At 62.0% G+C, this 13,002-nt stretch carries 12 protein-coding genes; 3 read left to right on the top strand and 9 right to left on the bottom strand.

Going from position 1 to position 13,002, the window contains the following annotated elements:
- Positions 1–156 precede the first annotated feature (156 nt).
- Positions 157–321 (top strand): hypothetical protein, encoded by a 165-nt coding sequence (locus Q0603_RS05710; protein WP_298723334.1) that lies wholly within the window; start codon positions 157–159, stop codon positions 319–321.
- 24 nt (positions 322–345) lie between these two features.
- Here the strand turns inward: Q0603_RS05710 and Q0603_RS05705 are convergent, their stop codons facing one another.
- Positions 346–648: an HU family DNA-binding protein gene (locus Q0603_RS05705; RefSeq protein ID WP_298723332.1), complete on the bottom strand. Its 303-nt coding sequence runs from the start codon at positions 646–648 to the stop codon at positions 346–348.
- Positions 649–846: 198 nt separating this feature from the next.
- On the bottom strand, positions 847–2,043 hold the full coding sequence (locus Q0603_RS05700; RefSeq protein ID WP_298723329.1) for a multidrug effflux MFS transporter: 1,197 nt from the start codon (positions 2,041–2,043) through the stop codon (positions 847–849).
- Positions 2,044–2,256: 213 nt separating this feature from the next.
- Between Q0603_RS05700 and Q0603_RS05695 the strand changes: the two genes are divergently transcribed.
- Positions 2,257–2,535: a hypothetical protein gene (locus Q0603_RS05695; RefSeq protein ID WP_298723325.1), complete on the top strand. Its 279-nt coding sequence runs from the start codon at positions 2,257–2,259 to the stop codon at positions 2,533–2,535.
- 187 nt (positions 2,536–2,722) lie between these two features.
- Positions 2,723–4,192, top strand: a complete 1,470-nt coding sequence (locus Q0603_RS05690) for a lipopolysaccharide biosynthesis protein (RefSeq protein WP_298723322.1) — start codon at positions 2,723–2,725, stop codon at positions 4,190–4,192.
- Between the two features lie 29 nt (positions 4,193–4,221).
- Here Q0603_RS05690 and rfbC read toward each other — a convergent pair whose 3' ends face one another.
- The 7 genes from rfbC to Q0603_RS05655 all read right to left on the bottom strand — a co-directional run bounded on the left by rfbC (position 4,222) and on the right by Q0603_RS05655 (position 12,975).
- Complete coding sequence (gene rfbC / locus Q0603_RS05685) at positions 4,222–4,767, bottom strand: dTDP-4-dehydrorhamnose 3,5-epimerase (RefSeq protein ID WP_298723319.1); 546 nt, start codon at positions 4,765–4,767, stop codon at positions 4,222–4,224.
- Positions 4,754–5,860: an SDR family oxidoreductase gene (locus Q0603_RS05680; protein WP_298723316.1), complete on the bottom strand. Its 1,107-nt coding sequence runs from the start codon at positions 5,858–5,860 to the stop codon at positions 4,754–4,756. Before Q0603_RS05680 ends, rfbC begins: the two co-directional genes overlap by 14 nt.
- Positions 5,845–6,618 (bottom strand): glucose-1-phosphate cytidylyltransferase, encoded by a 774-nt coding sequence (gene rfbF, locus Q0603_RS05675; protein WP_298723313.1) that lies wholly within the window; start codon positions 6,616–6,618, stop codon positions 5,845–5,847. The genes Q0603_RS05680 and rfbF overlap by 16 nt, the downstream gene beginning before the upstream one ends.
- Complete coding sequence (locus Q0603_RS05670) at positions 6,615–7,961, bottom strand: glycosyltransferase family 4 protein (RefSeq protein WP_298723310.1); 1,347 nt, start codon at positions 7,959–7,961, stop codon at positions 6,615–6,617. The genes rfbF and Q0603_RS05670 overlap by 4 nt, the downstream gene beginning before the upstream one ends.
- On the bottom strand, positions 7,958–9,040 hold the full coding sequence (locus Q0603_RS05665; RefSeq protein ID WP_298723307.1) for a glycosyltransferase family 2 protein: 1,083 nt from the start codon (positions 9,038–9,040) through the stop codon (positions 7,958–7,960). Before Q0603_RS05665 ends, Q0603_RS05670 begins: the two co-directional genes overlap by 4 nt.
- Positions 9,041–9,056: 16 nt before the next feature.
- Positions 9,057–10,400 (bottom strand): Gfo/Idh/MocA family oxidoreductase, encoded by a 1,344-nt coding sequence (locus Q0603_RS05660; RefSeq protein WP_298723304.1) that lies wholly within the window; start codon positions 10,398–10,400, stop codon positions 9,057–9,059.
- Positions 10,401–10,998: 598 nt separating this feature from the next.
- Positions 10,999–12,975 (bottom strand): LTA synthase family protein, encoded by a 1,977-nt coding sequence (locus tag Q0603_RS05655; protein ID WP_298723301.1) that lies wholly within the window; start codon positions 12,973–12,975, stop codon positions 10,999–11,001.
- Between the last annotated feature and the right edge of the window lie 27 nt (positions 12,976–13,002).

Here is a 13,002-nt window from a genome sequence, read left to right as displayed (position 1 = left end):
CGCCGAGGCCAATGGCGCCAAGAAGAGATGAAAGGATACCCATAAGGCGAAGAATACCGTGCAAAATCCTCGCGGACTAGAGTTTCGCCCACAGGATAAGCGCCCCGCCCCCAAACGAATCGGGTTTTCCAGAGGCAAGCCAGGCCCATTGCGCGGATGTTGATCCAGGCATTGCATCGGGGAAGGCCTTCGGCACGGCGGCGCTATGCGCACAAGCCGGGCAAACAGGGCAATAAAGGCAAAGAGGGCAATAAAGGCAAAGAGGGCAATAAAGGCAAAGAGGGCAATAAAAAAGGGGCCCGCCGCGCGGCAGGCCCCTGATCGCTGTCGTCCTTGCGGAGCGACTTAGATCGCGTCCTTCAGAACCTTGCTGGCCCGGAAGGCAACCTTCTTGGAAGCCTTGATCTTGATCGGCTCGCCGGTCTGCGGGTTGCGGCCCATGCGGGCAGCGCGCTTGCGGACCTGCATGATGCCGAGATCGCCGAGGCGGACGCGCTCGCCCTTCTTCAGCGACTTGGTCACGGCAGCGAAGAATTCGTCGAACAGGGCGACCGTGGACTTCTTCTGCAGCTCATGCTTCTCCGCCAGCGCAGTGGCGATCTGTTTGGCGGTCACGGTGACCGTTTTGGTGGCGGCCGCTTTAGCCATAGCTCTCTCCTCAAAAGATGCGTCAAACGCTTGTTATTTGCGAATCGGGAGTTGTTTCCCGGAATCCTCCATAGCACCGCTTTGGGCACTTGCCCATCGGCAATACGAAAAAATCCGCTAGTTATGCGGCTTTGCAACACCCCACCCGAATCGGAGCCGCCATCCATGCGGGTTTTGGGCATTCGCGTCCTGGCAAAACTATCCGCGGCGGCGGCGAAACCGCAGCGCGAGCAGGAAACTGGCCACTGAAAGCAGGCCGCTGGCCAGCATGGTCCAGATCATCGGATACTGGCTGGGGTCGATATCCTGGCCATAGCCGACCACCACGGCAGCCCCCGCTCCGACCAGCATCTGCAGCGCGCCGGACAGGCCGGCAGCCGTCCCTGCGGCGCGCGGATTGACCGAAACCGCACCAGCGGTGCCATTCGGAAGGGTGAGGCCGTTGGCAAGCCCGACCACCGCCATGGGCAGGAAAATCGCCGGCAGAGTAAGCAATCCGAACCATCCCGTAACCGCCAGGGCCGTAATCCCCAACAGGCCGGTGATGGCGCCGGCGGCGATCATGCGATCGATGCCAAACCGCACGGAAAAACGCCCAGTGAGGAAATTGCCGGCGAGATAGCCGAGCGAGACCACGACGAACCAAAGCCCGTAGCTGGAAGGCGGCAGGCCCAGAACGGTGACCACGACGAAGGGCGCTCCGGCGATGAAGGCGAAGAAGACGCCGGAGGTGAAGGCCGTCTGCAGGGCATAGCCGCAGAAGACCGGCGAGCGGATCAGCCCGGCATAGCTGCGCAGCAATGCCCCAAAGCCGGGACTGCCGCGCTCGGCCAGGGTTTCGGGCAGCGCGAGCGCGACCCAGCCCAGGATGACGGCGCCGATCAGGCTGCAGAAGGCGAAACTGGCGCGCCAGCCGAACAGCGTATCCAGATAGCCGCCGATGGCCGGCGCCAGCATCGGCGCCAGCGACATCGCCATGGTGACATAGCCGATCATCGCGGCCGAGCGTTCGCGGTCATATAGATCGCGGATGATCGCGCGGCCGAGCACCAGACCCGAGCAGCCGCCGATGGCCTGCAGCATGCGGCCAAGGATCAGCACGGCAATCGATGGTGCCAGGGTGGAAAGCAGGCTGCCCACCAGATAGAGCGCCAATCCGCAGAGCAGCACCGGACGGCGGCCATAGCGGTCGCTGAGCGGACCATAGATCAACTGCGCCACACCCAGTCCGATCAGATAAAGGGTCAGGGTGAGCTGCACCATGCCGTAATCAACGCCGAACTGCCTGGCCAGTCCGGGCATCGACGGCATGAAGATGTTGAGGGCCAGCGGCCCCAGCGCGGAAATGGCGACGAGAATGACGGTGGATGGCCGTTGGGCTGGAAGGACTGGCATGGGGTGCTGCAGGCGGCTGGTCTTTTTGCGATGGGAGGTCGCTGATTGGACCGGGCGGACACCCGGCCGACGTGAGGGGATGACCATAGCGCCATTTCACGCCCTCTGCACCAGCGCATAACGCGGCAGGTCATCGAGGGGAGCAGAAGGCGCGGCCTTGGCGTGTCACCCCTGGACCATATGTCAACGGCACTATGTCATGGAGACGACGCCGTGATGGAGCCGACCATGCAGCCGAAATCCGAGCAGGATCTCTCCTATCAGAAACAAACCCGCCAAAGACAGGCGCGCCAGAAACAGGCCCGCGAGCGGCTGGCCCGCGGGCGTGCCAAACAGGCCTATTCACCCGAGCGCCTGCAGCAGGAAGAGGAACTGGACGAAGGCCTGGTGGACAGTTTCCCTGCCAGCGATCCGGTCTCGATCAGCCAGCCCAGCACAGCGATGCCGGCCTTCCGCAACCGTCGTCGCAGCGATCCTGACAGCAGGACCTGACTGCCAATCGAATGACCGATTGCCGCGGAATTCAGCAACCCACGGATGTCACAGCCTGCACTGACGCCGTCTCTTTATGATCACGCGTGAAGATCATGATTCCGGTCTGCGCCTGGGGCATGGTCGGCTGCTGCAGGCAGCCCGCTGCCAGGTCTGATCGGGTCTGAGAGGAGTGGAATGGGGTGACATGACGGATGGTCTGAAGACGCGCAGCATCAAAGGGGTACTCTGGTCGGCCACCGAAAGCGTCGGCGTCGCCATCCTGTCGCTGGGCTCCTTCATCATCCTGGCGCGTATCCTGGAGCCCGGCGATATCGGCGCGGTGGCACTGGCCAGCGCCTTCATCATCATCTTCAACCTGATCATCGCCTATGGCTTCGTCGATGCCATCGTCCTGCAGTTGCGCCTGACGCCCGAGCATCTCGATACCGGCTTCTGGAGCACGCTGGGCACGGCCATCCTGCTCTGCCTTCTCTGTACCCTGGGCGCGGATACGGCGGCCCAATGGCTGAATGAGCCCAAACTCGCCGTCATCATGCCGTGGCTTTCTACGCTCTTGATCGTCAATTCGCTGGGTGCCGTGCCGATTGCCATTTTCCGACGCGATCTGCGTTTCCGCACCCTGGCGATCTGCAATGTCTCCGGGCGGGCCATCGGCGCGGTGGCGAGCGTGATCATGGCGCTGACCGGCTTTGGGCTCTGGAGCCTGGTCGGCCAGCAGTTGATTGCCGCGGTGATCAGCAGCGCAGCCGTGGTGATCGCGGCGCGCTGGCGGCCGCATTTTCGCTTCTCGCTGCAGCGTCTGCGCGAGATGGGTGAATTCGGCTTCCATGTTTCCACCAGCCAGGTGATCTCGGCACTGGGCGAGCAGATGATGAACCTGCTGGTCGGCAGCATGTTCGGTACCGTCATCCTGGGCCATTTCAGCGTCGCCTGGCGCATGGTGCAGCTGGTGCGCGCGCTGATCGCCTCGGCCGTCTATCAGGTCGCCTTCAGCACCTTCGCCAAGCTGCAGCATGACCGCCCGGCGCTGGTGCGCGCCTTCACCCGCGCCACCAAGATGAGCTGTCTGATCGGCTTTCCCATCGGCGCCGGCATGGCGGTAACGGCCGAGCCCGCTATTCAGGTCATGTTCGGCGCCAAGTGGGAGGAAAGCATCCCGCTTTTCGGCATTCTGGCGCTCGACATGCTGCCGGCCTTCTATCTGATGTTCTTCAGCGCCGGCTATCGCGCGCTGGGCAAGCCGGCCTGGGCGCTGTATAGCGCGATCCTGTATTTCACCATCGGCATGACCGGCATCGTCGTGATGTCGCAATTCTTCGGCATCGCTGCGGTGGCGATCTTCTGGGTCTGCAAGTCGGTGTCGCTGATGCCGATCCACATCTATGTCATGCACCGCTTCCTGGGCATTTCGATGCCCGCGATGCTGGGCATGGCGACGCCAGCCCTGGCAGCCACCGCCGCCATGGCCGCCGGCGTCGCAGCCACATTATGGGCCCTGCCGGCTGGATATGGCGCGCCGCTGCAACTGACCATCGCCATCGGGGTTGGCGTGGCGCTCTATATCGGGGCTGCCCGCCTCTTCGCTCCGGCGCTGGTGCGCGACGTGATCAGCACCGGGCGAATTATGATAACGCCGTCATCCTCGCAGGGATGACGGCGCCATCACATCAACGCTATTCAGGCTTATTCAGCGGGAACGGTTGCTGCCAGCAAGGGCCAGCCCTTGTCCTGCTCGGAGATCCGGCTGACCGGCAGCGGCCAGGTGATATTCAGCACCGGATCGTCGTAGCGCACACCCCGGCCAGCATCCGGCGTGTAGTATTGCGACACCAGATAATTCACTTCCGAATTCTCGACCAGGGTCTGGAAGCCATGGGCAAAGCCGTCGGGCACGTACAGCATCCGGTGGGACTCAGCCGTCAGCTCGACGCCGATCCATTGCCGGAAGGTGGGCGAGCCGGGCCGCAGGTCGACGATCACGTCATAGATCGCGCCGCGCTGGCAGCGGACCAGCTTGGCCTCGCCATAAGGCTTCTCCTGGTAATGCATGCCGCGCAGCGTGCCGGGTACCGGGTTGACCGACAGGTTGCCCTGCAGGATGTCGATATCGATACCGTGATCGAGAAACTCCTTGCGGCACCAGACGCGGGCAAAGAACCCGCGGTCGTCCTCGCGCCGCTCCAGGTCAATGATGAAAGCGCCGGGCAGTTTGGTCTCAGTGAATTTCATAGGGCTTGTACCGCAGGTTGGCGTCGAACTGGCCGGTCTCCAGCAACTGCCGGAGCTGCTTCAGCCGGGTGAAAGGCGGCGCGTTGAACACCGCATCGGTCATCGCGATCCGCTCGAAGACTGCCCGCAACTGCCGGAAGCCTTTCTCCGCCGTCCACTGGCAGCGGAAATCCGGCAGGCACTGGCCAAGTTTTGCAAACGAGACCCGGTAGCTGCGATTATCGGCGCCGTTATCGCCAAACGAGATTTCGCAGCCAGGGAAAACCTTCGCTGCGGTCTCGGCGATCTCGCGGATGCGATAGTTGTTGGCCTCGGTGCCGACATTGATGATCTGGTTATGCACCGCGTTGGACGGCGCCTTCAGCGCGGCGATGAACGCATCGGAGATGTCCGAGATATGCACCAGCGGCCGCCAGGGCGTGCCGTCGCTGCTCATGGCGATCTTCCCCGTGGTCCAGGCAAGCCCTGCGAGGTTGTTCAGCACCACGTCGAAGCGCATCCGCGGCGAGGCGCCGAACGCCGTCGACAGGCGCAGGAAGGTCGGCGAGAAATCCGCATCCGCCAAGGCGCTGACATCGCGCTCGACCATCACCTTGCAGCGCGCATAGGCGGTCTGCGGATTGGTCGGCGACAGCTCGGTGCGCGGCTCCTCATCCGCAGCTGCGCCATAGACGCTGCAGGACGAAGCGTAGACAAAGCGGCGCACGCCGGCGGCCTTGGCCGCCTTGGCCAGCGAAACCGATGCCTCATGATTGATGGCATATGTCAGGCCCTGGTCGTGCTCGCCCAGCGGATCGTTGGACAACTCGGCCAGATGCACCACCGCGTCATAGCCGCGCAGATCCTGCGGCTTCAGGTCGCGCACATCCCGCATCAGGATCGGCGGACGGTCCTTGCCGTCATGGAACAGCCAGCCGGCCCGGTAAAGCCCAACATCGACGCCGGTCACCTCGAAGCCCTGCTCCACAAGGCGCGGCCCCATCACGCTGCCGATATAGCCGTCCGCGCCGGTCAGAAGCACCTTGCGCGGCACTTCGCGCACCGGCTCGCTGCGCACCGGCCGGATTTCGGTATCCATCACCAGATCTTCCATGGCGCTTCCCCTTTCTGCCACAAGCCTTCCAACACGCTCTTGTCCCGCAGGGTATCCATCGGCTGCCAGAAGCCGCGATGCCGGTAGGCAACCAGATTGCCTTCTGCGGCCAGCCTCTCGAGCGGTTCGCGCTCCCACACCGTGTCGTCGCCATCGATGTAATCGAGCACTTCCGGCTCCAGCACGAAGAAGCCGCCATTGATGAAGATGCCGTCCTCGTTCGACTTCTCGCGAAAGCCGTTCACTTGGGTCTGGCCCGGCAGCAGGTTCAGCGCGCCGAAACGGCCCGGCTGATGCACGGCCGTCACGGTGGCAAGGGCGCCGGATTTGCGGTGGAAATCGATCAGGTCGCTGATGTCGACGTCGCCGACGCCATCGCCATAGGTCAGGCAGAAGGTTTCGTCGCCGATATAATCCTTCACCCGCTTGATGCGGCCGCCGGTCATGGTGTCCTGGCCGGTATCGATCAGGGTCACTTTCCAGGGTTCGACGCCATTCTTATGCACCTGGACGTCGTTACTGCGCAGATCGAGCGTAAGATCCGACAACTCGAAAGCGTAGTTGCGGAAGTAATGCTTGATCATGTTGCCTTTGTAGCCGCAGCAGATGATGAAGTCGTTCAGTCCATGGGCTGAATAGATCTTCATGATATGCCAGAGGATCGGCTGGCCGCCGATTTCGACCAGAGGCTTTGGCCTGATCGCACTCTCCTCGCTGATGCGGGTGCCGAATCCGCCGGCGAGAATGACTACCTTCATGACACTCTCCCATTCTGCGGACGCATCAGCGTGTCGTCGATCATCGACCGCACCGCTTCCGCATCCAAACCGGAAAGGCTGTCGTTTGCCGTCGCCCGCCCGCGGGCGGCGATCAGGCGCTCGTAGAGCGCGACATGGTGTTGCGCGATCTTGCTGATATCGAAGCAGCGCAGCACCTTGGCGCGTGCTTCCTGCGCGAGACTGTCCCTGTTTTCCTCCGCCAAGCACCAGGCGATGCCTAGCGCCAGATCTTCGGCGGAGAGATTCTGCGCCAGATAGCCATTGAGCTTGTGATCGATGAGGTCGACCTGGCCGGTATTGGCGAAGGCGGCGACGGGAACGCCGCAGGCCATCGCCTCCAGAACTGTCTTGGCGGCATTCTCGTAGACAGACGGCGCCGCCATGACATCGGCACAGGCATAAAGCAGCGCCAGGCTGAGATCGTCGTGCAGACGGCCGACATAGCGCACCGGGAAATCGAACTGCGTGGAGCCGAGCGGATTGCCGAAGGCAACGAGCTGAACCTTGTCTCCCCACCCCTGCTCGTTCAGCAGGTGAATGGCCTTGGACAAGTAGGAGAATCCCTTCCGCGGATCATGCACGTTCACGGCGCCGAACAGGATGATCTTCTTATCCAGCGGCAAACCCCAGATGCGGCGCGCCGTAATCTTGTCCACCGGCCGGAAGCGGTCGACATCGACGCCGTTCGGAATGACGGTGATCTCGTTGTCGAAAGTCAGCGGGCTTTGCCGGGCGCATTCCGCGATCCAGTTGCTGAGCGCGATATAGGTGATCGGCGTGCCGTGCCAGGCGCGGTATTTGCGCTTCCACTGCCAGCGGCTGATGTCGAAATTGCTTTTCGAGCCAAGCTGCGGGCAGGCGCCGCAGCTGCGCATGTACTTGTTGCAATCGCCCGCGTAATGGCAGCCGCCGGTCAGCGGCCACATGTCGCGCAAGGTCCAGACGATGGGATAGTCCCGAAGCTGGCTGATCGTCTTGATCGGCACGGCTCCGCGTCCGGCCCAATGGAACTGGACGATGTCCGGCTTCAGGCGATCCACCGCTTCCCTGATGTTGAAGGGCAGCCAGCCGACCGACCACCAGTTATGCGGCGACCAGTCGTAGATCTTCAGCGGAATGCGATCGAGCGGGTCGCGCATGATCTCAAGAATCGAGCGCGGCGAGCCACTGCGCGGAATGACTGTCGGATCGTCGGTGTATTTGCGCAGCACCAGCATCTGCGAGTCGACGCCCGCCGCCTGAACCGCCTTGTGCAGCTTGTAGGCGCCCACCATCGCGCCGCCATCGCCGTCGGCCGGGGAGATATGAAGGACGCGGATCATGGCTTGCCTGGCGGTGGGGAATGATGTTGCGCGGGATGGTCCTGAACGGCGGAGAGCAACGGCGCGATGGGCACATCGGGCGGCTCTGGCTCACGCGTCGGCCTGGGCGGCTGGCGGCCGGAGAGAACGTGATAGAGCTTGCCCGGATTGCTGATTGCGGCTGCGACTTCGGCGGCCACGGCGCGGCTGAGTCCGAAGGCATTCGGCACGCGCTTGGCGGCCTTTAAGCCTTCCAGGTGATATCGAAGAAACGAGCCGCCGCGGCCGGTGACCGCGCCGCGCACCAGCAGGCGGTAGTAGCGGCGCAGATGCGCGCGTTCCAGCTCGGCCAGTTCAGCCGCGTTGAAATAGCGCGGGCCGTAATCCCTCAGGAAAACCAGCCATTCGCGCATCAGGGTCTGGTTGCGCTCGGCGACTGTCGACGTCACCGATGTCTCGTGCTTGCGCGAAAAGCACAGCAGCTGATGCACGAAGCCGTAATCGACGCGGTCCAGCAGATCGAAATAGGCGGCCAGATCGGCATGCAGGAACTGGGTCGGATAGAAGGCCGGATAGCGCGCCCGCACCAGATCGGCGCGGATCAGCCCGGAGCTTGGCGCCAGGGAGAAAACCTTCTGCGCCAGGAAGAGCCGCGCGATTTCGACGCCGGGGAAGGCTTCCCGGTCCGCCGGCAGGCCGCCACATTCGACCTCCTCGCCGCGCTGGCGCAGCGAACCGACCAGCCCGACGGAAGGATGCGCCAGCGCCACCCGCATCATCTCTTCCAGGCAATGAGGATAGAGCGTGTCGTCGGCATGCAGCACCTTGCAATAGACGCTGGCATCCGAGATCAGCCGCATCGAGCGGTTCCAGTTCTCGATGATCGGCAAGGTGGCTTCGTTGGTGATCACCCGGATGCGCCGGTCGCGGCGCGCATAGCTTTCCGCTATCGCGCGCGTGTCATCCTTGCTGGCATTGTTGAGGATGACATGCTCGTAATTGCCATAGCCCTGGCGCTGCACGCTCTCAATGCATTCAGCCAGATAGGCTGCGCCGTTATAGACCGGCGTGACAACGCTCACGAGGGGCTGGCTGGTCATGGAGCGCTCCAGCCGGTTACGCGGGCATGGCGGCAAGCGGCCGGACGTACTCCGGCGCCTGGGCTGGCGCAAAGACCGCGTCCTGCTCGGCGCGCAGACGGTCGATCAGGCGGTCGGCGGGAAGCTCCACATCATCGTAGGTCAGCACCGCATCTTTCGGAATGTCGCGCCGCAGCCGGCAGCCGGCGGCAATGCCGATTGGCAAAAGCCGCTCGCGCCGCACCACATCAGCATTCTCGCAAAGGCCGTAGGTCATGTAATGGCCGAGATCGTCGAGCGTGTCGCCGGCCTTGAGATCGGTCTTCGCTGCCGCCACGACCTCGACGCAGGGCCCGGCAATGGGCGCGATGGCGGCGTCCTTGAACAGCACCGCGCGCGCCACCGTATTGGGCACCTCGAAATGGCACAGGTGATAGGGCGTGTAGAAGCAATAGAAGGGCCCGTCCCCGAGTTTGTAGAGGGCAAGGTAATGCCGCTGCGTCGGATGCTCGATGGTGCCGAGCACGAAGACGCCGGGGCCGGGAGCTGCGCCGACCACGTAATCGACGATGCCCTCGCCGCTCATCAGTGCATCGGCCGGGAAAAGCTGTGCGGCTTTATCGATGGGGGTTCCGGCTTCCACCGTCGGCCCCAGCATACCGCGCCGCGCAACCCCCATGCCGGTGGCGTTGGCGATGATCGCCTGCTCGAAAGAGACCTTGGTGCCATCCGAAAAAGAGGTCACCATATGCGGCTTCTGCTTCCAGCGGCGGGCGAATTCCGCCTGCGTCGTCGGCGTCCGATACGGATCGTGCAGGCCCTTGATATTGCCGCACAGGACCGGACGCACCCCGATGCCGCGCACGAAGCGGTAGAGGTTCATGGTCACGCCGGGCTGGTCGCCATCGGCGTTGGTGTAGACGACGCCGGCTTTGTCGGCGCGCCGCTTCAGCAGCGGCCCCACCGTGCCGTCCAGTTCGGCATTCATCAGGATGACATGCTTGCCGTTCTCGATGGCGGCGCAGACCGCATGGGCCGCATATTCGATCGAGCCCGTCACCTCGATGATGGCGTCGATCTCCTCCGCCTCGCAGAGCAGGCGCCAGTTCTCGGTGATCGCCGGCTGGCCCGCGGCGATGGCGCTGCGCAGGCCGAAGGGGGATTCGACCACCCGCGGCACCGGCTGGCCGGCCTCGGTATAGGCGCGCCTGGCCGGCTCGAGATTGCGGTTGGCGATGGCAACCAGCCGCATGCCGGGCACCGCCGTTGCGATCTGCAGGGCGATGCCGCGCGCCATGAATCCCGCGCCGATCATGCCGACGCGGATGGGGCGGCCGTGCTCAAGTTCGTAGTGCTGGAGGGCTTTATCGACGATGATCATGGCGCCATTTAGCGACGCCAAGCCCATTCTGGGTTGTGATCAAGCTGTGTCTGCTATCTCGCCTGCCCCCGCTGCCGCAGAGGCGCAAATCAGGCGTTTTCGCGCACCTTTGGGGATGGCTGCGGCGCCCTGATGCGACGTTGCAATGCAGCAGGCGCCGAGATGCGGCGCGCCTATTTCAGGAATACCTATTTCAGGTGTCACTTACCAGAGTAGATGGCAATTTTTTGCGTGAGTCGGGCGAGTCGAATCCGAGTCGTTGGCAAGGAATCACCAGACATTTTGGCAAACGATTCCCAAGGACCAGCTTTATTGGCAAGACATAATTTATCCTGCATTTTTAGATTTCGTCATCTTGCAAGATAAACTATGCCTTATCAACATCTTAGAGCCCTGCGCGACGACCAATGGCTGCCAAATTGGCACTGAGGTATTGCTGAACTGTGTCCATACCCACGTCCCATAATTGAGACAAAGGATAAGCCACGTCACTGGATTGCCATGGCATTAAAGGCTCGCCATCAATCCGTGCAAAACCTACATCGAATTCGCCATTTACCAAACATCTACTCCCTCCTTGAGTAGAGAATGGCGGAAGTCAATGCCGGAGCTCCGCTGTCGGCCGAGGTTTGCTCGGGTCGTACTGCTTTCCGGTCTGTTCTGACAGGTCATGGTATTGACGGGCATAGAACATCCGGTGCGCCGTCTGCGTCTGGGCTATGCCGAGTTGCATGACTTCCGGGTCCGGCTCCTTCTGCCATCGAGGCGGTGCCGGGCCGGGTTGGAAGGTGTAGCCACGAACCGTTCGATTGGGTTCCAGCACTACCAGTTTGTTCTGCGTTCCGAACGCGACTGAGAAGTTGTGCGCCATCGTCATGCGCCCGCCGCCGGGGGGCACGCGGCGCAAGTCGATCCCGAAGAATGGGCTGTCGAAGCTGATGCCGAGCAGACCCATCAGGGTCGGTGCCATGTCCAGACTGGACCCGAGAGTGCCGTCTCGTGCTGCCACAATATGCTTGGGCGCATAGAAGAGCAGCGGAACGCGGAAGCCATCGACCGGCACATGGGCCGAGCCGTTAATCTTTGGGCCATGGTCACCGATGAATACGAATACCGTGTTGTCGAACCATGGCTTGCCGCGCGCATTGTCCACGAAGTTGCCGAATGCCCAATCGGCATAGGTCGCAGCATTCGTCCGCGTCTTGGCATTCGGATCTTTGGAGATCCGGCCTTCAGGATAGGTATAGGGGCGATGGTTGGATACGGTCAGCATGGCCAGAAAGGCTGGCTGGCCATCCTTGGTCATCTGGTCGAGGCGTGCAGTAGCCTCCTTGTACAGATACTCGTCGGCATAGCCCCAGATCGTCTTGAAGCCTTTCTCGGAGAAGTCACGTTCGTCCCAGACATTGTCGAAGCCAATGGTCTCCCAGAAGTGGCCCATATTGTCGAAGCGTCCGTCGCCCGCGTACAGGAAGGCACTGCGGTAACCGAACTGGCGCAACAGGAGCGGCACGGAATTCATGCCCTCAGACCCGCTGCGGCGAGCAGTCGAGATGCCGGGAATGGGAGCAAAGGACGTCAGTAGGGCTTCCAGGCCGCGCACTGTGCGGTCGCCGGTCGCATAGACGTTGGTGAACAACAGGCCGTCTTTGGCCAGCCTGTCGATGTTCGGAGAAATGGACTCTCCGCGCTTGTTGTCCAGGCTGTCGATGTAGGTTGAGCCATAGGACTCGTTGATGACGAGAACGATATTCAGATTCTTGAGCTTCTGGCCATTGTCCACATGCCGCATCAGGCTGCGCGAGCCTTTCGGTGTCAGGAAAACCGTATTGTCCTGAGCAACCATACCGCGGAGCAGCGGAATAGCGGCAGTTTCATCCATACCGGCATACTGACCATCATATTCGGAATCGTTAGTCAGAAATGCCCTGACCATGCTGAACAGACCGTTCTGGGCAACCTCATTGATCTCTCGGTCGCGGCTGGGGCCGAATGGCGCCCAGTAAAGGCTCAATGCCGCGATGATGGCCAGGATAGGAGCACTGCTGGCAACGCCGATCAACTCGGCGGGCGATAGGCGAGCCGCAAGCGCCGCATCCAGGCGGCGGCGGAGACTCCAGTAAAGCACCAGAGCAATCAGAGCCGCCATTGGCAGATACAGGCCAAGATTGAAGGACTCACCGATATTGCCGATCACCTCGCGCGGGAAGATGAGGTAATTGACGGCAATGCCATTGAACCGGCTGCTAAACTCATTCCAAAATAAGAATTCAGCGCCAGCCGAGAAAATCAATACACTGCTGAACGCAAATAGAATTGCATGTGCAAGCCAGCGACCAGTCCTGCGCTGCCATGCAAATTTCAGCAAATAGAGTCCGACCAGAAATGGCAGGCCGAGCGCTAAGCCCATACTAGCGTCATGGAAAATACCTACCACGACAGTTATCAGTAGCCCTCGGACTGAATGCCCTTCCACGGCAATCCAGGTGGCGAGGCCCAAGCGTACAAGCGTTGAAATAACCACAAAAACAACGATACATAGCAGCCAGAAGCTGAAACGGTTCGGAAGCCGCATTGGGCGCACCCCTTAATGGCGAAGCAA

The organism is uncultured Ferrovibrio sp. (genome assembly GCF_937960835.1).
GTDB lineage: Bacteria > Pseudomonadota > Alphaproteobacteria > Ferrovibrionales > Ferrovibrionaceae > Ferrovibrio.
This window is presented reverse-complemented; position numbering and strand designations above follow the sequence as displayed.